Below are 19,921 nucleotides of genomic sequence, written 5' to 3'. Positions count from 1 at the left end.
GCCAATCGGGAGGATGCTATGGCTCAGGTCACCATGACCGTGAACGGAAAAGCTGCGTCGGGCGAAGTGGAGGGGCGCACGTTGTTGTCGTCTTTCCTGCGCGAACAGCTGAAATTGACCGGAACCCATGTGGGGTGCGACACGTCCCAATGCGGGGCTTGCGTGGTCCATGTGGACGGCAAGGCGGTCAAGGCCTGCACCATGCTGGCGCAGGAAGCGGACGGCGCAGAGGTTGCCACCATCGAAGGTCAGGCCAATGCGGACGGGTCGCTGAACGTAATCCAGCAGGCGTTTCAGGACCATCATGGGCTGCAATGCGGTTTCTGCACACCGGGCATGGTGATGTCGGCGGCGATGCTGCTGAAGGACAACCCAAAGCCGACCGAGGCCGAGGTGCGCCATTATCTGGATGGCAATATCTGCCGCTGCACGGGCTATCATAACATCGTCAAGGCGATCATGGCGGCGTCCGGTCAGGATGTCGGGGCCATCGCCGCAGAATAAGCGCCACGGTGTCGGGGGGCAGCGTTTCCCCCGATTGCAAGGACAGCCGGGGGCCAGCCCCCGGACCCCCGAGGTATTTAAGACCCAAAGAGGGGGAGGGTCGGACGGGCGGCCGATGTGCCGCGTGAGGACATTCAGGGAGGAATGACATGCCAAAGGACAGCGGCATCGGTGCCAGCAGCAAGCGGCGCGAGGACATACGGTTTCTGACAGGGGCCGGTAATTACACGGACGACATCAACATTCACGGGCAGGCGCATGTGTATTTCCTGCGCTCGGATATTGCCCATGGCACGCTGAACAGTGTCGATACCAGTGCGGCGGCGTCGATGCCGGGTGTGGTGCAGATCTTTACCGGTGCGGATTTCGAGGCGGTCGGGTCGATCCCTTGCGGCTGGCAGGTGACGGACAAACACGGCGATCCGATGCAGGAGCCGCGCCACCCCGTTCTGGCCCATGGCAAGGTGCGCCATGTGGGCGAGCCGATTGCCGCTGTTGTGGCCGAAACGCTGGAACAGGCGCGGGATGCGGCCGAGGCGATCGAGGTTGATATTTCGGAACTGCCGGCGGTTGTTGATATGAAGGATGCGCTGAGTGATGGGGCGCCCAAGGTCCATGACGATCTGAACAACAACCTTTGCTATGACTGGGGCTTTGTCGAGGAAAACAAGGCGGCGACCGACGCGGCCTTCGAGGCGGCGGCGCATGTGACCACGCTGGAACTGGTCAACAACCGTCTGGTGGCCAATCCGATGGAGCCGCGTGTGGCCGTAGGAGATTATGCCCGCGGGACGGACGAGCATACGCTTTATACCACCTCGCAGAACCCGCATGTGATCCGCCTGCTGATGGGCGCATTCGTGCTGGGCATTCCCGAGCATAAGCTGCGCGTCGTGGCACCGGATGTGGGTGGCGGTTTCGGCACCAAGATCTTCCACTATCAGGAAGAGGCGTTCTGCACCTTTGCGGCCAAGGCCTGTAACCGCCCCGTCAAGTGGACGTCGAGCCGGTCCGAAGCGTTCATGTCCGACGCCCATGGCCGCGACCATGTGAGCAAGATCGAACTGGCGCTGGATGCGGACAACAACTTTACCGCGCTGCGCACCGAAACCTACGCCAATATGGGGGCCTATCTGTCGACCTTTGCACCAAGCGTGCCGACATGGCTGCATGGCACGTTGATGGCGGGCAATTACAAGACGCCGCTGATCTATGTGAACGTGAAGGCGGTGTTCACCAATACGGTGCCCGTCGATGCGTATCGCGGGGCGGGACGGCCCGAGGCGACCTATCAGCTGGAGCGTGTGGTGGACAAAGCGGCGCGCGAGCTTGGCGTTGATCCCATCGCGCTGCGGCGGCAGAATTTCATCACCGAGTTCCCCTATGCCACGCCTGTGGCGGTGGAATATGACACTGGTGACTACCACGCCACCATGGACAAGATCGAAGAGATCGGGGATTTCGCCGGTTTCGAGGCGCGCCGCGCCGAGAGCGAGAAGAACGGCAAGCTGCGCGGTCTGGGTGTGAACTGCTATATCGAGGCATGCGGCATCGCGCCGAGCAACCTTGTCGGCCAGTTGGGCGCGCGTGCGGGTCTGTATGAATCCGCGACGGTGCGGGTCAATGCCACCGGCGGTCTGGTCGTGATGACCGGCAGCCACAGCCACGGGCAGGGGCACGAGACGTCCTTTGCTCAAGTGGTGGCGGATATGATCGGTTTGCCGGAAAATATGGTCGAGATCGTGCACGGGGATACGTCTAAAGTGCCAATGGGTATGGGCACCTATGGCTCGCGCTCGATCGCGGTGGGCGGATCGGCCATGGTGCGCGCCACCGAGAAGATCATTGCCAAGGCCAAGAAGATCGCCTCGCACCTGCTCGAAGCGTCGGAGACCGATATCGAGCTGAAGGACGGCGCGTTTAGCGTGGCAGGCACGGACAAGTCCGTGGCGTGGGGGGATGTGACCCTTGCCGCCTATGTGCCGCATAACTATCCGCTGGAGGATATCGAACCGGGACTGGAAGAGACGGCGTTTTATGATCCGTCAAATTTCACATATCCGTCAGGGGCTTATGCCTGTGAAGTTGAAGTGGATCCCGACACGGGCCATGTCACCATCGACCGCTTTGCGGCGGCGGATGACTTTGGCAATATCATCAACCCGATGATCGTGACCGGACAGGTGCATGGCGGTCTGGCCCAAGGGATCGGGCAGGCGCTGATGGAGAACTGTGCCTATGACGAGAACGGCCAGCTGCTGAGCGCGTCCTATATGGATTACGCGATGCCGCGTGCCTCGGACCTGCCGATGTTCTCGGTCGATCATTCTTGCCAGACGCCGTGCACGCACAACCCGCTTGGGGTGAAGGGCTGTGGCGAGGCGGGGGCCATCGGGTCGCCCCCTGCGGTGGTGAATGCGGTGGTGGATGCGCTGCGCTCGGCCGGTAAGGATGTGACCCATGTGGACATGCCTTTGTCGCCGGACCGCGTTTGGGCCGCGATGCAATAGGGTGAGACGGCGGGACCGGGGCGCTGCCCCGGACCCCGGGATTTTTTGGAACAGAGAAGGGCGCAAAGCCGGCATCTGTTTCGCGCGAAAGGAGAGATTATGTATAACTTCGAGTTCGAAAAGCCGCAGAGTGTTGCGGATGCGGTCGCGGCGCTGAGCAGCGAGGACGCGCAGGCGTTGGGGGGCGGGCAGACATTGCTGCCGACCATGAAGCAGCGCCTTGCTAGCCCTGCCAAGCTGGTGAGCCTGTCGGGCATTGCCGAGATGAAGGGCGTGTCGACCGGCGCGGACGGGTCTGTGTGCATCGGCGGGGCGACCACCCATGCCACCGTCGCGGCAGAGGCGACGGCCTATCCTGCACTTGCGGCGACAGCGGCGCGGATCGGGGATCCGGCGGTACGCAACCGTGGCACCATTGGCGGATCGCTGGCCAATAACGACCCGTCGGCCTGTTATCCGGCGGCGGCGCTCGGGTCCGGCGCGACGATCGTGACCAACAGCCGCGAGATTGCGGCGGACGATTATTTTCAGGGCATGTTCACCACGGCGCTGGAAGAGGGTGAGATCATCACCGAGGTCCGCTTTCCGGTGCCGGAAAAGGCGCGGTACGAGAAGTTCATCCAGCCTGCCTCGCGCTTTCCTTTGGTGGCGGTGTTTGTTGCCAAATACGCCGACGGGGTGCGGGTGGCGATCACCGGCGCATCCAATGACGGTGTGTTCCGCTGGAGCGAGGCAGAGGCGGCGTTGTCGGCCAATTTCTCGGCCGATGCGCTGGACGGGCTGACCTTGAGCGGGGAGGACATGATTTCCGATCTGCACGGCACGGGGGCGTATCGCGCGCATCTGTGTGCGGTCATGGCCAAGCGCGCGGTTGCCGCCGCAAGCTAACCCATCCTTGCGCAACTCTTTGCCGAAGACCCCGCCCGTCACCGGAGCGGGGTCTTTCTTTGTGCGCGGATCGCCTTACGTCATTGCAGGAAGGGGGCAGTCTGCCCCGTAGTATCAAGCGGCCCGAACCGCCTGTAGTTTGGTTGGAGGACCACCATAATGAAACGGATTTTGAACACCACGGCCAGTATCGCGATGATCGCGGCGCTGGCGGTGCCCCATACGGTACTGGCCCAAGCGGTCGAGCTTGAAGTCGACCCGGCGGCGGAAGTGAACCTGCTGGAAGAGTTGAAGAAGAAGCAGGCCGAGGAAGCGGCGGCTGCGGAGGCGCAGGCGGCAGAGGCCGAGGCGGCAGCGGCGGATGCCGAAGCGCAGGCGGCGGCCGAGGCACAGGCAGCAGAAGAGGCTGCAGCGGCGGAAGCTGAAGCTCAGACAGCGGCGGAAGCAGAAGCGCAAGCCGCCGAAGAGGCTGCGCAGGCTGAGGCACAAGCTGCTGAGGAAGCGGCGCAAGCAGAAGCGCAAGCGGCGGAAGAGGCTACACAGGCTGAGGCAGAAGCGGCGGCTGAGGCTGAAGCGCAAGCGGCTGCTGAAGCGGAGGCACTGGCAGCAGAGGAAGAGGCGGCGCAAGCCGAAGCACAGGCTGCTGAAGAAGCGGCGCAGGCTGAAGCCGAGGCAACTGCAGAGGCCGAGGCGCAAGCCGAAGTAGAAGCCGAAGCGGAGGCCGAAGTGGCCGATACGCAAGAGCCTGCCGCGCAGGACGATGCGGAAACGGTGACCTTGGAAGAGGCGCTGAGCACGCAGGAGGAAGCCGAAGCGGCGGAGACTGGCGCAGACGAAGCCGAGGTTGAGACAGCTGCCGAGGAAGAGGCCACTGCCGAAGGCGACGTTGCCGCAGAAGCCGAGGCCGCAGCCGAGCAGGCCGATGAGGTCGAAGCAACCCCGATGACCGAGGAAGAGATCGCTCAGCAAGAAGAGCTGGCGGCAGAGCGTCAGGCAGAGCGTGAGGCCGAGGCGACTGCCTCTGCCGCGGTGACGGCCAATGACAGCGAAGCCGAAGTCGAAACCGAAGCGGTGACCGAAGACACCAGCCGCTCCTCGAATGAGGAGTTCGCGCAGCAACCCGTCGCGACGGATGACGATGACGGGCTGAGCAAGTTTGAGAAGGCTCTGCTGTTGGGTCTTGGCGCTGTTGTCGTCGGGTCGGTCCTGAACAATGGCGACAAAGTCGTGTCCAACACCGGCGACCGCGTGGTGGTCGAGGGCGAAGATGGCCTGCGTGTGCTGAAGGACGACAACGAATTGATGCGCCGCCCCGGTTCGGACGTGCGGACCGAGACGTTCAACGACGGCTCTACCCGTACCATCGTGACGCGCCCTAATGGCAACCGCGTGGTGACCATCGCGGCGGCAGACGGGCGCGTGATCCAGCGGCTGGTGATCCGTCCGGATGGGTCCGAAGTGGTGCTGATTGACGACACGACACAAAGCGCGCCGGTGGACACCGCATCGCTTCAAACTGTGCAGCGCCCGAAACAGCGTGACGTGAACCTTGAGGACGAACTGGCGCTGCGCATGGCGCTGTCGGGAGAGGCGCGCACCGATCTGGGGCGCACATTCTCGCTGGGTCAGGTGCGCGGCTTGCGCTCGGTCCGTGAACTGGCGCCGATGATCGAACTGGATGCGCTGACCTTTGCAACCGGTTCGGCTGCGATCCTTCCCAATCAGGCGGAACAGCTGGTGGCGCTAGGCCGTGCAATCGGTGACGTGATCGACAACAACCCCCAAGCGGTGTTCCTGATCGAGGGGCACACGGATGCGGTCGGGCGCGATGCCTATAACCTTGCGCTGTCGGACCGCCGTGCGGAAACTGTGGCGCTGGCGCTGACCGAGTATTTCGACGTACCGCCGGAAAACCTGATTACCCAAGGCTATGGCGAAAGCGCGCTGAAAATCCAGACGCTGACGGCCGAACAGGCAAACCGCCGTGCGGTGGTGCGCAACATCACACCGCTGCTGCGCTAACGCCCGCAGACAGCCATCACACAATAAAAAAGAGCGCTCTCAGGGGCGCTCTTTATCGTTTGTCAGTATCGTTTGGCAGCGATGGACCGGATCAACCTTTTTGGGGCAGGGGGCCGATCAACATGACCATCTGGCGGCCTTCCATCTTGGGGAAGTTCTCGACCTTGCCATGTTCTTTGGTGTCTTCGGCCACCCGTTCCAGCAGCTCGCGACCGAGGTTCTGGTGCGCCATCTCACGGCCGCGGAACCGTAGCGTGACTTTGACCTTGTCGCCATTTTCCAGAAACTTGAAAACATTGCGCATCTTGACGTCATAGTCGTTCGTGTCCGTGTTCGGACGGAACTTGACCTCTTTGATCTCGATGATCTTCTGCTTTTTGCGGGCCTCGGCCTCGCGCTTCTGGGTCTCGTACTTGAACTTGCCGAAGTCCATGATCTTGCACACAGGCGGTGCTGCGTTCGGCGAAATCTCGACGAGGTCAAGGCCGGCATCAGCGGCCATTTCCATTGCGCGGTCAGGTGTCACGACGCCTACGTTTTCGCCATCTGCGCCGATCAGGCGGATTTCAGGGGCGCGGATCTTGTCGTTGACGCGCGGGCCGGTGTCGCGTTGCGGCGGCGCGTTGTGTGGTCTGCGAGCGATGGTGGTTGTCCTTTGATTATTGCAGAAATTCGAGGCTGGAAGGTAGCCGCAGACCTGAGTTTCTTCAACCCACGAAATAGGATATAGGGGGTTTGAACCCGAGATTTTCCCCCTTGCACCTTCGCCTTTTGGCGCGCAATTGAGGTTCGGGAAGAAAAAACGTGCTTATCGCGTATTTCCGCAGTCGGAAAAAAGGACAGAGATATGAAAAACCTGATTTGGATCGTAGTGGCCGCTGTCGTGGCCGGTGGGGCGTATCTGCTCTACTCCGGACAGACGCCCCAAGAAGCATTGAACGAAGCCGCAGAGGCCGTGAACGCGCCCGAAGCGCTGGAAAGCGCCAGTGAGGCTGTGGGCGACGCGGTTGAAGCGACCGAAGGTGCGGTTGCAGAGGCCGTTGACGCGGCAACAGAAGCTGCCGAAGAAACCGCCGATGCGGTTGCGGGCGCTGCCGAAGCGACAGGCGAAGCCGTGGGTGACGCGGTCGATGCCGCCACAGAAGGTGCCCAGTCCCTGCTGGAAACCACAGGCGAGGCGGCGAGCGACGCGGCAGATGCGGCCACCGAAATGGCAGGCGATGCGGTTGATGCCGTGACCGAAACAGCTTCGGACGCGGCGGATGCAGCGGCTGAGATGGCCGACGACGCCGCCGATGCGGTATCCGGTGCCACCGAAGAAGCGGGCGACATGGCCGCCGACGCAGTTGACGCCACAACCGAAGCCGCAGGCGACGCAGTTGACGCAACCAGCGAAGCAGCCTCTGACGCCGCGGATGCCGCAGCCGACACAGCGGATGCAGCAGGCGACGCCGCAGCAGATGCCGTCGATGCAACAACCGAAGCAGCCGGTGACGCAGCAGAAGCAACAAGCGAAGCAACCTCCGACGCGGTAGACGCGACATCCGAAGCCGCGACTGATGCTGTCGAGGCCACAAGCGAAGCGGCCTCCGACGCCGTGGATGCGACAGCCGACACAGCAAGCGACGCCGCAGATGCCACAGCCGAGGCAGCCAATGACGCCGCCGACGCGACAGCAGACATGGCCGACAACGCTGCCGAAGCTGTCAGCGAAGCGACCGAGCAAGCGCCAGCAACCGAGCCGCTGACAGCCGCCGATGCGATGACTGCCGATGGCACACCGCTGAGCGACCTGCTGACCGTGGACGGTTTTGATTACGACAAAGTGGCCGAGTATATCGACAATTCGGAACTGGGTGCCCTGCAGAAGACAACGCTGAAAGCGGGTCTGGAGCAAGCGCGTGACAACCCCGAAATGCTGTCGGAAATGCTCGACCGTCTGAAGGAAGCGTTGGGCAACTAAGCCCACCGCAAATCCTGCAAACAAAGAAAAACCGCGCTTGGTCCCAAGCGCGGTTTTTTTGTGTTTTGCTACGGCGGGGCTGGCCCGCCGAGCGGTGCGATCAGTCCAGAAACGCCTTTTCCACCACGTAATGGGCAGGCTTGGAATTCGCACCTTCCTCAAGGCCGTAGGCTTCGAACATGTCCTTGAGTTCAAGGTTGAAGGCCAGATTGCCGCAGATCATCGCGCGATCCGTTTCGGGGTTCAGCGGTTCGACCCCCAGATCAGCGAAGGCTTCGCCCGACTTCATCAGATCGGTGATGCGGCCCATCTTGGGGCTCTCTTCGCGGGTGGTGGTGGGGTAATACTTGATCTTTTTCCAGAAACCGTCGCCGATGAGTTCGTTCAGCAGCTCGTCGGATTTCAGATCCTCGATCAGTTTCGCCCCATAGGTCAGCTCGCCGACTTCGCGGCAGGTATGGGTGATGATGATCTCGTCATAATCCTCATAGGTCTGCGGTTCGCGCAGCAACGATGCAAAGGGCGCAAAACCGGTACCGGTGGCAAAGAACCACAGCCGTTTGCCGGGCAACAGGGCGTCATGCACCAGCGTGCCCACGGGTTTGGGGCGCAGGATGATCTCGTCACCCACATTGATGTGCTGCAAACGCGAGGTCAGCGGCCCGTCAGGCACCTTGATCGAATAGAATTCCAGTTCTTCGTCCCAGCTGGGCGAGGCAATGGAATAGGCGCGCAGCAGCGGCTTTTGCTTGCCCGTTTCGGGGTGCGGATCGCCCATCAGGCCGATCATCACGAACTCGCCCGACCGGAACCGCAGCGAGGCGGGCCGTGTCACACGGAAGGAAAACAGCCGGTCGGTCCAGTGCGTGACCTGCGTCACAGTCTGGGCGTCGGGCAGGGTGGGGACGGCTTTTTGGGCAGCGGTTTGGTTCACGGGTGTTTGCTCGGTCATGTCAATGTCAGCGCAGGCTTACACCTCCGCTGCCTCAATTTGAATGGTGATATTTGTCGCGATCAGTGGTTGGACGTGCCGCGCAGGCGGGCCTGATAGTCGTTCTGTTGCCAATCAGCGCGGAACACCCACTGGTCTTCGGGCTGGCGGGCGGCAAGGGACTGGCTGATCTCGACCTCGTCAAAGCCTGAACGACGCGCCATGGCGTACTGATCCGCGATCACGTGGCCACGGGCGCGCAGTCGCCCCTGATAGCCGCGCAGGCGCAGCATCCGCGCAATGGTAAAGCCGCGCCCGTCCGCAAAGCTGGGAAAATCCACGCGGATGATCTGGGCATTGAGCGGGATCGCATCGGGGTCCGCATCGCTGGCCACATCTAATGCGACGGCGTCGTTGGCCGCTTCGCCAAGGGGGGTGTAGCCGCCTTCCCATGTGTCGGCGGTAAAGCCTTGGTCGGTTACGATAATCGTCATGTTCTTACGCTCCTTTGCGGACCATTTTGCCATCGACAAAATGGATGCCACATTCATCTTTTTCACTGTTGCGCCAACGGCCTGCGCGGGGATCTTCACCCTCGGCCACGGGGGTGGTGCAGGGCGCGCAGCCGATACTGGGATAGCCCTTGGCCACCAGCGGGTGTTTCGGCAGGCGGTTCTCGACCATGTACTCGCGGATGTCCTCTGGGGCCCAGCGGGCCAGCGGGTTCACCTTGATCCGTCCCGAGCCTTCCTCGACCTCGAAAAAGTCGAGCGCGGCGCGGGTGCCGGACTGGTAGCGCTTGCGCCCCGTGATCCACGCCCCGAACGGTTCAAGGGCCGCTTGCAGGGGGCGTGTCTTGCGCAGGTCACAGCACGCGTCGGGATCGCGCTGGTGCAAGGTGTTGTCGCTGTCCTCGTCCGGAATATCGGCGGCGGTGATAACGCGCACATCCGACAGGCGCAGCCGTTCGGCCAGTTCCTGTTGATAGACCAGCGTTTCGGGAAACAGCATCTGCGTGTCGATGAATATCACCGGCACATCCCGTTTCACCATCGCCGCAAGGTGCAGCAGCACCACGGATTCCGCCCCGAAGCTGGAGACCAGCGCCACGTCCGGCAGTTCAGAGAATGCCGCACGCAACACATCCGTCGCGCCGTGATGGCGCAAACGGCTATTCAGCGCGCTGACATGCGCCTGTGCATCCGTGGATACCGGCCCTCCGGGGGCAGCATTTTCAGCCAAAAGAAGCATGGGGCTACTCGGCTGCCACGGTCATCTCGGGATAGAGCGCCGCCTTGAAAGGCGCCAGACCGATGCGGGCATAGGTGTCGATGAACGTCTCGTCCTCGGAATTGCGCAGGTCCAGATAGGTGTCGATGATCCGCTCAACCGCAGGCACGATGTCGTCCGCCGAGAAACCGGGGCCGACGCGGTCGCCCACGCGCGCGGATTCGGTGTGATCGCCGCCCAGTGTGATCTGGTAGTTCTCCACACCGGCGCGGTCGAGGCCGAGGATACCGATATGCGCCACGTGGTGGTGACCGCAGGCGTTGATGCAGCCCGAAATCTTGATCTTCAGCTGGCCGATATCGTGTTCACGCTTGAGGTCGTCAAAGCGGCTCGCGATCTGCTGGGCAATCGGGATGGAACGCGCCGTCGCAAGCGCGCAATAATCCATGCCGGGGCAGGCGATGATATCGCTGACCAGACCAATATTGGCCGTGGCAAGCCCCGCCTGTTGCAGACGTGCGTGCAGGGCAGGCAGGTCGGAGACATGCACATGCGGCAGGATCACGTTCTGCTCGTGGCTGATGCGCAATTCGTCGTGGCCATATTCCTCGGCCAGATCCGCCATCAGGTTCATCTGTTCGGCACTTGCATCACCCGGCGTTTCGCCATGTTTCTTGAGCGAGATCGACACGATCTTGTAACCCTCGGCGCGGTGCGCGGTCAGGTTCGTATCAGCCCAGGACCGGAACACGGGATCGTTGTGATAGGCATCCTTGAACGCGGCCTCGGACGCGGTGCGGAAGGCGGGCGGGGCGAAATGGGTCTCGATCTCGCGCAGCATCTGCTGGTCCACGCCGGTAAAGGCCTTGCGGGTCTGTTCAAAACGCTCTGCCACCAGTTCGCGGATTTCGTCGATGCCGTGTTCGTGCACGGTGATCTTGATGCGCGCCTTGTACTTGTTGTCACGGCGACCGATCTGGTTCCAGACCGATACGATCGCTTCGAGATAGGGCAGCAGGTCCGCTTCGGGCAGGAAGTCGTGGATGACCTTGCCGATCATCGGCGTACGGCCAAGGCCACCGCCCACGATCACCTCGAACCCGCGCGCGCCATCGCGTTCCAGCATCCGCAGCCCGATGTCATGGGCCTTGGTCACGGCGCGGTCATTGGGCGAACCGGTGATCGCGATCTTGAACTTGCGCGGCATGAACTGGAATTCCGGATGGTCGGTGGACCACTGGCGCAGCAATTCGGCCACGGGGCGTGGATCGGCGATCTCGTCCGCTGCAGCGCCTGCGAAATGGTCCGCCGTCACGTTGCGGATCGTGTTGCCCGAGGTCTGGATCGCGTGCAGACCCACTTCGGCCAGTGCGTCCAGCATGTCCGGCACATCGCGCAGTTCGGGCCAGTTATACTGGATGTTCTGGCGCGTGGTGAAGTGGCCATAGCCCTTGTCCCAGCGGGTGGCGACCTCGGCCAGCTTGCGCATCTTGGCGCTGTTCAGCGTGCCATAGGGGATCGCCACACGCAGCATGTAGGCGTGCAGTTGCAGATACAGGCCGTTCATCAGGCGCAGCGGCTTGAATTCGTCCTCGGTCAGGCTGCCGTCGATACGGCGTTCAACCTGCGCGCGGAACTGCGCGTTGCGGGTGGCGAGGAAGTCTTTGTCAAATTCGGAATAGCTGTACATTACTGTTGCTCCACCTGTTTGCCGTGTGCGTAGTTGGATGGCCCTGTGGCGCGGAACGCCTCGCGGAAATGGGCGGGGGCTGGGGTGCCGTTTTCAATCTTCACATCCGCCAGATAGGCACCGACCACTTCGCCGGTTTGCTGGCTGGCGTCGATCAGGCGCAGGTCCGCATCCGCCTCGTCGGTCAGCACTTCGGCCTGTTGCAGCTCGCGCGTCCAGCCCGTGGCGGTCTGATAGATCACGTCGCCTGCCAGCAGATGGTTGGCGGTGACGACTTTGGGGGTAAAGGGTTTGGGCATGTCAAAGGGCCTTTCGTTGCGCGCTTGGTTCCGCGGCGCTTGGGATCTGGGCGAGGCTGTTCAGGGCGGCGCGCGGGGCCAGACCGATAAAGGTCAGGGCAGGGCCGCTCAGGTTCGCATCGGTGATTGTCGGTTCCATCTCGGCCACGGTGGTGGACAGGATGCGCTGATCGGGGCGCGAGGCGTTTTCGATCACGGTGACTGGGGTCGCGGGGTCGATGCCGTGCATCAGCAGACGGCCCTGCACAAAGCGGGCGGATTTCTTGCCCATATAGACCGCCGCCACCTCGCCCGAACGGGCCAGCGCCTGCCAGTCGTGATCGGCAAAGCCCTTCATGTCATGCCCCGTGAGGAAGCGGACAGACGTGTTGCGCCCGCGCTTGGTCAGGGATTGCCCGATGGAGGCCACCGCCGCCGAGGCCGAGGTGATGCCCGGCACGATATGCCAGTCGATACCCGCCTCTGTGACCGCGTCGATTTCTTCATCCAGACGGCCAAAGATGGTCGCATCGCCCGATTTCAGCCGTACCACTTGCGCGCCTTGCAGCCCGTGTTCCACGATCAGATCGTTGATCACTTCCTGCGGGGTCGAGGGGCCATAGGCCTCTTTCCCGACATCCAGCATCAGCGCCTCGCGCCGTGCAAGTTCGAGGATTTCGGGGCTGATCAGGCGGTCGTAAATGACCACATCCGCCTCATCCAACGCCTTGCGCGCCTTGAGGGTCAGCAATTCGGGATCACCCGGACCTGCGCCGACAAAGGCCACGTGCCCACGCCGCGCGTCTTTCATCAGGTGGTCGCCCAGCAACGCATCCAGCGCGGGCTGCACCGCCTCGACACCGTTCGCAATCGCCTTGGGGCCTGCGTTGAAATAGTAGTCACGCCAGAAATCGCGGCGCGCCCGCCCGAAAGGCAACGCGTTGGCCGCCCCGCGAAACGCCTTGCCGATGCGCGCCAGCGTCCCGAGGGAGGGGGACAGGCGCTCTTCCAGATCGGCCTTGATCGCACGGGCCAGCACTGGGGCCGCGCCCTCGGTGCCGATGGCGATGGTGACGGGGTCACGGTCCACGATGGCGGGGGTGATGAACTGGCTGTCGGCCAGATTGTCCACGATATTGACCAGCGCGCCGTCGGCATGGGCGATTTTAGCAGTGGCCGCGTCCTTGGCCTCATCCTCGTCCGCCGCATAGAACAGCGCAGCACATAGCGCATCGCCCGGTTCCATGTCGCGCCGGATCAGGGCCAGCTTGCCCGCCTCAGCCCATGTTTCGATCTGCGGATCGGGGTCGGTAGCAAAGACCGTCAGGTTCGCTTCGGTTTTCAGCAACAGGCGCAGTTTGGCCAGCGCCGCTTCACCACCACCGGATACGACGATACGGCGGCCTGCCGTGTTCAGGAAGATCGGAAAATGGTTCATCTGGGCGGCCTCTGTGATCGCTGCGTTCTGCCCATAGATATAGAATATTGTTCTGGTTTATTGACAGGTATGCCGATAGATAAGGATGATTGTTCTAAATCATGTCGGGCATGGAACGCCTGTCCAGATTTTCGGGAGTATGCAGAATGGCTGTTCGCATTGACGACGTAGATCGCAAAATTCTTGCGCAGATGCAGCGCGATGCCAGCCAGTCACTGGACGAAATCGCCCGCGCGGTGGGCTCTTCCAAGACCCCTGTGTGGAATCGTATCCGCAAGATGAAAGAGGCGGGGATCATTGGCCAGCAGACCGTTTTCCTCAATGCAGAGGCCTTGGGGTTCGAGGCGTGTTTCTTCGTGCTGATCCGCACCTCGGAACATGACGCAGGCTGGCAACAACGCTTCCTGCAAGCGCTGCGCGACCGTGCCGAAGTGCAAGAGGCGCACCGCCTCGCCGGTGATATTGACTACATCCTCAAGGTACGCGTCCGCAACGCACGCGCCTATGACGCTTTCTATCAGGCGCTGATCTCCGAAGTGCGCGTGCACAACGTGACCGCGCTCCTGTCCATGGAAGAGATTAAATCTACCACCATGCTCCCCCTCGAAGACTGAACCGCGTCATACGTCTTTGGGTCAAAAATACCTCGGGGGAGACGCGTCAGCGTCGGGGGCAGCGCCCCCAAACCTTTCGGCTACCACTAATCACGCCGTGACGATCAACTGATCCAGCTTGTGGAAATGGTAACTGTCCGCAAATTCAGGCGCTTGCACGATCTTCAGGCCCGGTGCCGCCGCGAACAACGCGGGCAGGGCGATCTGCATCTCCAACCGTGCCAAAGGGGCACCGACGCAGAAATGCACGCCGCCGCCAAAGGCCAGATGCGCGGGCTTCTTGCGGTCGGGGTCAAAGCGGTGCGGGTCGGCAAAGACCGCGCCATCGCGCCCCGCCGCGCCAAGCATCAGCGCAATCTGGTCGCCGCGCCGCATCTGGTGACCGCCAATCGTCACGTCCTCATAGGCAAAGCGGGTGAACATGTGCAGCGGCGGGGTGAAACGCAGCAATTCCTCGACTGTATTGTCGATCCTGTCGGGGCTCAGCGCGGGTTGGTGTCCGGTCTCGATCAGGCATTTCACCGCGTTGCCAAGGCTGTGCACCGTGGCCTCGTGGCCCGCGTTCAGCAGCAGCACAATGGTGCCGATCATCTCGTCCTCGCTTAGCACCTGCGCGCCATCCCGTGCTGCGATCAGCTCGGTGATCAGATCATCGCGCGGGTCCGAGCGGCGCTGCTGGATATAGTCCTTGAGGAAGGCGGTGAATTCGAGGGCGGCGTTGTTGGCGGCGTCCTCGATCTGGCGCGTGCGGCCTGACTGGTACATGGCGACCATCGCCGCGGACCAGCGCAGCAGGTCGGGGGCCATCTCCTCGGGCACGCCCAGAAGCCGCGCGATGACGCGCACCGGCACAAGCTGGCAATAGGTCGGGATCAGGTCGAACGGCCCCGATGGCAAATCGGTTAGCAGGTCGGCGCAGATCGCGTGTATATCGTCCGCCAGCCCCGCAATCCGGCGCGAGGTGAAGGCGTGCAGCACCAGCCGCCTGAGCCGCGTATGTTCGGGCGCTTCAAGCTCCAGCAAAGAATGCCGTTCCAGCGCATCAAAGGCCGCAAGGTGCGCGGGCACCTCTTTATGGCCCGCCAGTGGCGCCCGCCCGAACCGCTTGTCCCGCAGCAGCGCATGGACCGTCGCGTGATCGAAGGCCGCGAGCATATCGTAGTCTTCCCAGAACAGTACAGGACCGCGCGCGCGGGCGTCGTCATAGACGCGGTAGGGGTCTTGGATAAAGGCGGGGTCGTGCGGGGACTGGACGAGCATGGCAAGCTGAGCCTCGGGCAGAGGGTTGTGAGGGTGGGTGTATACGGGGCGGGGGAGGTGGTGTTTTTGGATAGGGCGGTTGGGGGGCGCTGCCCCCCAGCCTTGCGGCTTCCCCCCGAGGTATTTTGGACCCAAAGAGGGCGTGGTGCTTTTAGGAGGCGGCCAGTGCGTCGATGATGGGTTGGAAATCGGCGGCTTTCAGGGATGCGCCGCCGACAAGTGCACCGTCGACGTTTTCGGCAGTAAAGATTTCCGCCGCGTTGCTAGGTTTGACCGAGCCGCCATAGAGGACGCGCATGTTCTGCCCTTCGGTGCCGAAGCGTGCGACAAGGCGGTCGCGGATCATGTCATGGGTTTCGACGATCTGTTCGAGGGTCGGAACGCGGCCTGTGCCGATGGCCCAGATCGGTTCATACGCGATAACGATCGTGTCGGCGGTCGCGCTGTCGGGCAGGGAGGCGTCGAGTTGCGTCGCGATGATGTCGAGCGTGTCGGGGCTGAGCCGTTCGGCCTCGGATTCGCCGATGCACAGGATGGCCAGCAAGCCGGCTGCGCGGGCCGCTTCGACCTTGGCGCGGACCTGTTCATTGGTTTCGCTGTGATCGGCGCGGCGTTCGGAATGGCCGATGATGACCGCCGTCGCGCCGGTTTCGGCAATCATGGGCGCGGCGATATCGCCGGTATGCGCGCCGCTTTCATTGGCGTGGCAGTCCTGACCGCCAATTTCAACGTGGCTGCCTTTTGTGATCTCGCAGGCCGTCGTCAACAATGTTGCGGGCGGGCAGATGATGATCTGCGGCGCGCTGTCGTCCTGACCTTTGGCAAGGGTGCGGAGTTCCTCCATCAACGCCGCGTTGCCGTTCATCTTCCAATTGCCTGCTGCCAATTTGCGCCGCATGTCGCTGTCCTTTCGCATATTTGCCCAAGGACTAGCATCACGGATCATGCTGCGCTAGGGCTGCGCGGACAGTAGGGAGGGCATTGGATATGATCCCACGGATTGATGCGGCACTTTTGGCGTCCGCCGACGCAGACAGCCTTAAGGCATTGCGCGAAGCGGCCACCGGCGTCGGTTTTGCGACCGTGTTCAACACGCGCCTGACGGGCGCGCGGGTACGCGAGGTGATCGAGGTCTATCGCGGTTTATTCAAACGTGCGGACGCGGAAAAAGCGGCGTTGGACATGGCGCGCACCGGTGCGAACCGTGGTTGGGGTGCGGCAGGATCCGAACAGGTCGATCCGATGGCGAACCCCGATTTCAAACAATTCTTCGATGTCGGGTTCGAGGTGCCAAAATCGCACCCGCTGGCGGACAAGACATTTTATGCGCCCAACCTGTGGCCCCAGGACGGGGCGTTCCGTGCTGTGATTTCGGATTACTATTCAGAGGCTTGCGCGGTGTCTTTGGACCTGTTGCGCGCGATTGCCCGCTGTCTCGGGTCCGATCCGGCCTATTTCGACACGGCCTTCGAGACGCCCATGGCGCTGCTGCGCGGCAACTTTTATCCTCAGCGCCCCGAATGGGCGGGGCCGCAGGATTTCGGCATTGCCACCCATACTGATTACGGTTGCCTTACCCTGTTGGCCACGGACGGCTCGCCCGGGTTGGAGGTGCGCAAACGCGGCGGGGGGTGGATCCCGCTGTCGGCCCCTCCGGGAGAATTCATCATCAACTTTGGCGAGATGTTGGAGTTCTGGACCGCAGGCCGAGTGAAGGCGACGCCGCACCGTGTCGTGGGCGGCGAGGACGAGCGTATTTCCGTGCCGCTGTTCTTTAACCCGTCTTACGACACCAATGTGGCCCCCGAAGGTGCTGCGCCGATCCTTGCCGGAGAGCATCTGAGCGCGCGGTTCCGCGAGACCTACGTGCACTTGCAGGACAAGACCGACAGTTAAAGGTGGGCAGCTAAAGGCAGGCAAGCGCGGCGCGGGCCAGCGCCGCAGCTTCCTGCGGGTCGTCCAGCGCGCTGTCGGGCAGGGTCCAATAGGGCATGGCGGTCGGGGCCTTGCGGTCGCTCTCATGCACCCAGCGGTCCATGCCACGCGCGTCAAAGCGTGCCTGCATCTCGCCCTGACCTTTCAGCATGATGCGCCCGTCCGACAGGACCAGCGCAAAGATTGTACCGTCATGATAGATGGACAGCCCGCCGAACATCTTGCGTGTGCTCAGCCCGCCAAGGTCGGAAAAGAGGTCGAGCTCGTGTGCGATCTCTTCCTCTCTTATCGCCATCTCAGGCGCTGTTTTCCGCGCTGAGCGTGTCGATATCCTTGAACGAGATGCTTTCGCCGCAGCCACAGGCATCGGCCACGTTCGGGTTGTTGAACTTGAAACCGGATTCCAGCAACGAGGTTTCATAGTCGATCTCGGTGCCGAACAGGAACATCTGCGCCATGGGGGCGATCAGAACGCGCGCGCCTGATTGCTCGACCACCTCGTCATTGGGGTCGGCCACATCGACATATTCCATCGTATATTCCATGCCCGCACAGCCGCCTTTCTTGACGCCGATGCGCAGGCCGGAATGCCCGCCCTTTTCCATCAGCCGCGCGATATGCGTGGCGGCGCGGTCGGTGATGCTGACGGCCTGTTTGCCGGGAATTGAAAACATGGTATGTGCCTATTGCTCGGATAGGGCCAACGTATGGGCTCTGGCGTGGTCCTGCAAGGGGTGGGGTGCAGGGCGCGGGCCTGTGTGGCCGCGTTCGCATGTGCGGATCGCGGGATCGTGACAGGCGATGCGCTGACTGCTGCCCGACAAAAAAGGGCCGCCGGGGGTGCGGCGGCCCTTGTCGGGTCCTGTAGGGTTGCGGGGGGACGCAACCAGGGGCGGGGTTACAGGCCCATGCAGTTGGCGTAGTAGGTGACCGTCGCGGGCCAGTCCGAGAATACGCCTGTCACGCCTACATCCTGTGCCAGAACGTCCAGCAGTTCGTATGTGACGCTGTCATTGTCGGTCACTTCGGCAATCGACTGGTAGTACCAGCCACCACCCGTGGCGAGCGGGCCGGAACGTTCCAGCGTCCATGCGACCATGTTGAGGCCAGCGGCCTTGGCCTCTTTTGCATAGACGGATGGCACGATTTCGCCATCTTCGACCGTGACCAGCAGCCACAGGGGCGGCGCGATATAGTTCACGCCCATATCCGCCAGTTCCTGCATCGTGGGTTTGAAGGTCGACGCATCCATCGGATCAATCAGGCCTTCGTCGTCGTCCGACGCCTCGTAGCGGTCATCAAGGTACACTGCCTGCACGCCGAATTCCGGTTCGTTTTCAATCCAGTACTTCACGTCGTCAAGGTTGAACGACTGGAGCCATACGTCCGAGGCGGGGATGCCTGCGGCCTTGTATTCGTCCACCAGCTTCTGGGCATAGTCGGCTTGGGTAAACCCGTTATAGGGCATCTCGACCGAGGCGCTTTTCAGTTCGGGCGTGAACTTGGCCCCAAGAGATTTGAACAGTTCGATGGACTCGGCATGGGTCATCAACTGCGCACCGTCGGAATAAAGGCTGGTGCGATAGCCCGCGATGCCGCCCTGATAGGCTTCGGGCGTTGTGGCGCTTGTGTCGGCCGCGTCCATCTTGGGCGTCAGGGTGCGGAATTCGGCCAGCGTCAGGTCCGAGGCGCGGCATTCCGCGCTGGCCTTGGCGTCGCCCGAGGCGGGCGAGAACGGTGTGGTGCACTTGTCCGCCAGATCGCTGACCAGAATGTTGGTGGTTGTGTGCAGGTCGTTCTGCGCGTGACGGCAGACCAGTTGGAGATCCGAGGTAAAGGTCACGTCGCATTCCAGAATGCCCGCGCCCATACGTGCGGCGGCAACGTTTGCCTCAACCGTGTGTTCGGGGAACATCAGCGGCGCGCCACGATGACCGACAGAGAAGTCGCTGCGCTTGGGCGTCTGGCCCTCACAGCTTTGCAGTTTGGACTTCAGCTCACCCTCGGGCAGCTTGTCGATCAGATAGGCGGGGCGCGGGCCGTAATCGACGGCGGGGCCAGTGGCATGGCCATCCGCCAGAACGGTCACGGGGAAAAGCGAAAGAATGAGGCAAGCGGCAGTGCGTTGCATGTCGTGCTCCTTTAAAGGGTATTAACCCAGTCAGGATGGCACGGCATTGTAACGATTGCACGTTATTCGGGTAACAGGCCTGCGAAACCTATGTAACGGTTCCACGACGCGGGGCGCCGTGGACCATGCGAATTGGCTTACATAAAGCCGAGTTCGAGGCGCGCTTCGTCCGACATCATTTCCATGCCCCAGGGTGGTTCCCACGTCAGGGCCACATCGACATGTTTGACACCGGGAAGGGGTTCCACCGCATCCGCAACCCAGCCTGGCATCTCGCCGGCGACGGGACAGCCCGGTGCGGTCAGGGACATGATGATCTTGACCTCGTTCTCTTCGTTGATGTCGATCGTATAGATCAGGCCAAGTTCGTAGATATTCACAGGAATTTCGGGGTCATAGACAGACCGACAGGCCTCGACCACGGCTTCGTGCAAGGGATGGTCGGTCGAAGACGGCGCAATCAGCGGCGTGCCTTCGAGCTTGTCATTGGTCTGGTTCATAGCGGGCCTCACACTGTTCCTGAGCGT

At 62.2% G+C, this 19,921-nt stretch carries 20 protein-coding genes; 7 read left to right on the top strand and 13 right to left on the bottom strand.

The window, feature by feature from the left end; translation table 11 throughout:
- The first annotated feature begins 18 nt into the window (after positions 1–18).
- From AC6GQJ_RS03695 to AC6GQJ_RS03680, 4 genes are all read left to right on the top strand, one after another.
- Positions 19–504 carry a (2Fe-2S)-binding protein gene (locus tag AC6GQJ_RS03695; RefSeq protein ID WP_500771893.1) on the top strand — a complete coding sequence of 162 codons (486 nt, stop codon included), beginning with the start codon at positions 19–21 and terminating at the stop codon, positions 502–504.
- 149 nt (positions 505–653) lie between these two features.
- Positions 654–3,014, top strand: coding sequence for a xanthine dehydrogenase family protein molybdopterin-binding subunit (locus AC6GQJ_RS03690; RefSeq protein ID WP_500771891.1), 2,361 nt, complete (start codon positions 654–656; stop codon positions 3,012–3,014).
- Between the two features lie 99 nt (positions 3,015–3,113).
- Positions 3,114–3,902: an FAD binding domain-containing protein gene (locus AC6GQJ_RS03685; protein ID WP_500771889.1), complete on the top strand. Its 789-nt coding sequence runs from the start codon at positions 3,114–3,116 to the stop codon at positions 3,900–3,902.
- A gap of 159 nt (positions 3,903–4,061) precedes the next feature.
- Entirely contained in the window at positions 4,062–5,924 is a 1,863-nt protein-coding gene (locus AC6GQJ_RS03680) for an OmpA family protein (protein ID WP_500771887.1), read from the top strand.
- Positions 5,925–6,015: 91 nt separating this feature from the next.
- Here AC6GQJ_RS03680 and infC read toward each other — a convergent pair whose 3' ends face one another.
- A complete protein-coding gene (infC, locus tag AC6GQJ_RS03675) occupies positions 6,016–6,480 on the bottom strand; it encodes a translation initiation factor IF-3 (protein ID WP_500773793.1) in 465 nt (154 codons plus the stop codon).
- Positions 6,481–6,771: 291 nt separating this feature from the next.
- On the opposite strand from infC, the gene AC6GQJ_RS03670 reads away from it, so the two are divergent.
- Positions 6,772–7,887: a hypothetical protein gene (locus tag AC6GQJ_RS03670; protein ID WP_500771885.1), complete on the top strand. Its 1,116-nt coding sequence runs from the start codon at positions 6,772–6,774 to the stop codon at positions 7,885–7,887.
- A 100-nt stretch (positions 7,888–7,987) separates the two neighbouring features.
- Here AC6GQJ_RS03670 and AC6GQJ_RS03665 read toward each other — a convergent pair whose 3' ends face one another.
- The 6 genes from AC6GQJ_RS03665 to cysG form a co-directional block, all read right to left on the bottom strand.
- Positions 7,988–8,839 carry a ferredoxin--NADP reductase gene (locus tag AC6GQJ_RS03665; protein WP_500771883.1) on the bottom strand — a complete coding sequence of 284 codons (852 nt, stop codon included), beginning with the start codon at positions 8,837–8,839 and terminating at the stop codon, positions 7,988–7,990.
- A 62-nt stretch (positions 8,840–8,901) separates the two neighbouring features.
- Positions 8,902–9,312 (bottom strand): DUF934 domain-containing protein, encoded by a 411-nt coding sequence (locus AC6GQJ_RS03660; RefSeq protein ID WP_500771881.1) that lies wholly within the window; start codon positions 9,310–9,312, stop codon positions 8,902–8,904.
- Positions 9,313–9,316: 4 nt separating this feature from the next.
- Positions 9,317–10,069, bottom strand: a complete 753-nt coding sequence (locus tag AC6GQJ_RS03655) for a phosphoadenylyl-sulfate reductase (protein ID WP_500771879.1) — start codon at positions 10,067–10,069, stop codon at positions 9,317–9,319.
- 4 nt (positions 10,070–10,073) lie between these two features.
- On the bottom strand, positions 10,074–11,738 hold the full coding sequence (locus tag AC6GQJ_RS03650; protein ID WP_500771877.1) for a nitrite/sulfite reductase: 1,665 nt from the start codon (positions 11,736–11,738) through the stop codon (positions 10,074–10,076).
- A complete protein-coding gene (locus tag AC6GQJ_RS03645) occupies positions 11,738–12,037 on the bottom strand; it encodes a DUF2849 domain-containing protein (protein ID WP_500771875.1) in 300 nt (99 codons plus the stop codon). The genes AC6GQJ_RS03650 and AC6GQJ_RS03645 overlap by 1 nt, the downstream gene beginning before the upstream one ends.
- 1 nt (position 12,038) lies before the next feature.
- Positions 12,039–13,454 (bottom strand): siroheme synthase CysG, encoded by a 1,416-nt coding sequence (gene cysG / locus AC6GQJ_RS03640; protein WP_500771873.1) that lies wholly within the window; start codon positions 13,452–13,454, stop codon positions 12,039–12,041.
- Positions 13,455–13,600: 146 nt separating this feature from the next.
- Here cysG and AC6GQJ_RS03635 point away from each other — a divergent pair, with 146 nt between their 5' ends.
- A complete protein-coding gene (locus AC6GQJ_RS03635) occupies positions 13,601–14,068 on the top strand; it encodes an Lrp/AsnC family transcriptional regulator (protein WP_500771871.1) in 468 nt (155 codons plus the stop codon).
- Positions 14,069–14,158: 90 nt separating this feature from the next.
- Here the strand turns inward: AC6GQJ_RS03635 and AC6GQJ_RS03630 are convergent, their stop codons facing one another.
- Both AC6GQJ_RS03630 and tpiA read right to left on the bottom strand, forming a co-directional pair.
- Positions 14,159–15,328 carry a cytochrome P450 gene (locus AC6GQJ_RS03630; protein ID WP_500771869.1) on the bottom strand — a complete coding sequence of 390 codons (1,170 nt, stop codon included), beginning with the start codon at positions 15,326–15,328 and terminating at the stop codon, positions 14,159–14,161.
- A 151-nt stretch (positions 15,329–15,479) separates the two neighbouring features.
- A complete protein-coding gene (gene tpiA, locus AC6GQJ_RS03625) occupies positions 15,480–16,226 on the bottom strand; it encodes a triose-phosphate isomerase (RefSeq protein ID WP_500771867.1) in 747 nt (248 codons plus the stop codon).
- A gap of 89 nt (positions 16,227–16,315) precedes the next feature.
- Between tpiA and AC6GQJ_RS03620 the strand changes: the two genes are divergently transcribed.
- Positions 16,316–17,224: an isopenicillin N synthase family dioxygenase gene (locus tag AC6GQJ_RS03620; RefSeq protein ID WP_500771865.1), complete on the top strand. Its 909-nt coding sequence runs from the start codon at positions 16,316–16,318 to the stop codon at positions 17,222–17,224.
- 10 nt (positions 17,225–17,234) lie between these two features.
- Here AC6GQJ_RS03620 and AC6GQJ_RS03615 read toward each other — a convergent pair whose 3' ends face one another.
- The 4 genes from AC6GQJ_RS03615 to AC6GQJ_RS03600 all read right to left on the bottom strand — a co-directional run bounded on the left by AC6GQJ_RS03615 (position 17,235) and on the right by AC6GQJ_RS03600 (position 19,894).
- Positions 17,235–17,558, bottom strand: coding sequence for a TfoX/Sxy family protein (locus tag AC6GQJ_RS03615; protein WP_500771863.1), 324 nt, complete (start codon positions 17,556–17,558; stop codon positions 17,235–17,237).
- A 1-nt stretch (position 17,559) separates the two neighbouring features.
- Positions 17,560–17,937, bottom strand: a complete 378-nt coding sequence (locus tag AC6GQJ_RS03610; protein WP_500771861.1) for a HesB/IscA family protein — start codon at positions 17,935–17,937, stop codon at positions 17,560–17,562.
- A 224-nt stretch (positions 17,938–18,161) separates the two neighbouring features.
- Entirely contained in the window at positions 18,162–19,394 is a 1,233-nt protein-coding gene (locus AC6GQJ_RS03605) for a glycerophosphodiester phosphodiesterase family protein (protein WP_500771859.1), read from the bottom strand.
- A gap of 137 nt (positions 19,395–19,531) precedes the next feature.
- On the bottom strand, positions 19,532–19,894 hold the full coding sequence (locus AC6GQJ_RS03600) for an SUF system Fe-S cluster assembly protein (RefSeq protein ID WP_500771857.1): 363 nt from the start codon (positions 19,892–19,894) through the stop codon (positions 19,532–19,534).
- Positions 19,895–19,921 lie beyond the last annotated feature (27 nt).

The sequence above is a fragment of the Tateyamaria sp. 7Alg 36 genome, assembly GCF_059882455.1.
This window is presented reverse-complemented; position numbering and strand designations above follow the sequence as displayed.

What these genes read in the sequence shown, in the direction of transcription:
- AC6GQJ_RS03670 (WP_500771885.1), top strand. Translation starts at nt 6,772, where the DNA reads ATGAAAAACCTGATTTGGATCGTAGTGGCCGCTGTCGTGGCCGGTGGG.
- AC6GQJ_RS03655 (WP_500771879.1), bottom strand. Translation starts at nt 10,069, where the DNA reads ATGCTTCTTTTGGCTGAAAATGCTGCCCCCGGAGGGCCGGTATCCACG.
- AC6GQJ_RS03615 (WP_500771863.1), bottom strand. Translation starts at nt 17,558, where the DNA reads ATGGCGATAAGAGAGGAAGAGATCGCACACGAGCTCGACCTCTTTTCC.
- tpiA (WP_500771867.1), bottom strand. Translation starts at nt 16,226, where the DNA reads ATGCGGCGCAAATTGGCAGCAGGCAATTGGAAGATGAACGGCAACGCG.
- AC6GQJ_RS03665 (WP_500771883.1), bottom strand. Translation starts at nt 8,839, where the DNA reads ATGACCGAGCAAACACCCGTGAACCAAACCGCTGCCCAAAAAGCCGTC.
- AC6GQJ_RS03690 (WP_500771891.1), top strand. Translation starts at nt 654, where the DNA reads ATGCCAAAGGACAGCGGCATCGGTGCCAGCAGCAAGCGGCGCGAGGAC.
- AC6GQJ_RS03620 (WP_500771865.1), top strand. Translation starts at nt 16,316, where the DNA reads ATGATCCCACGGATTGATGCGGCACTTTTGGCGTCCGCCGACGCAGAC.
- AC6GQJ_RS03660 (WP_500771881.1), bottom strand. Translation starts at nt 9,312, where the DNA reads ATGACGATTATCGTAACCGACCAAGGCTTTACCGCCGACACATGGGAA.
- AC6GQJ_RS03650 (WP_500771877.1), bottom strand. Translation starts at nt 11,738, where the DNA reads ATGTACAGCTATTCCGAATTTGACAAAGACTTCCTCGCCACCCGCAAC.
- AC6GQJ_RS03605 (WP_500771859.1), bottom strand. Translation starts at nt 19,394, where the DNA reads ATGCAACGCACTGCCGCTTGCCTCATTCTTTCGCTTTTCCCCGTGACC.
- AC6GQJ_RS03645 (WP_500771875.1), bottom strand. Translation starts at nt 12,037, where the DNA reads ATGCCCAAACCCTTTACCCCCAAAGTCGTCACCGCCAACCATCTGCTG.
- AC6GQJ_RS03695 (WP_500771893.1), top strand. Translation starts at nt 19, where the DNA reads ATGGCTCAGGTCACCATGACCGTGAACGGAAAAGCTGCGTCGGGCGAA.
- AC6GQJ_RS03635 (WP_500771871.1), top strand. Translation starts at nt 13,601, where the DNA reads ATGGCTGTTCGCATTGACGACGTAGATCGCAAAATTCTTGCGCAGATG.
- cysG (WP_500771873.1), bottom strand. Translation starts at nt 13,454, where the DNA reads ATGAACCATTTTCCGATCTTCCTGAACACGGCAGGCCGCCGTATCGTC.
- AC6GQJ_RS03630 (WP_500771869.1), bottom strand. Translation starts at nt 15,328, where the DNA reads ATGCTCGTCCAGTCCCCGCACGACCCCGCCTTTATCCAAGACCCCTAC.
- AC6GQJ_RS03685 (WP_500771889.1), top strand. Translation starts at nt 3,114, where the DNA reads ATGTATAACTTCGAGTTCGAAAAGCCGCAGAGTGTTGCGGATGCGGTC.
- AC6GQJ_RS03600 (WP_500771857.1), bottom strand. Translation starts at nt 19,894, where the DNA reads ATGAACCAGACCAATGACAAGCTCGAAGGCACGCCGCTGATTGCGCCG.
- AC6GQJ_RS03610 (WP_500771861.1), bottom strand. Translation starts at nt 17,937, where the DNA reads ATGTTTTCAATTCCCGGCAAACAGGCCGTCAGCATCACCGACCGCGCC.
- AC6GQJ_RS03680 (WP_500771887.1), top strand. Translation starts at nt 4,062, where the DNA reads ATGAAACGGATTTTGAACACCACGGCCAGTATCGCGATGATCGCGGCG.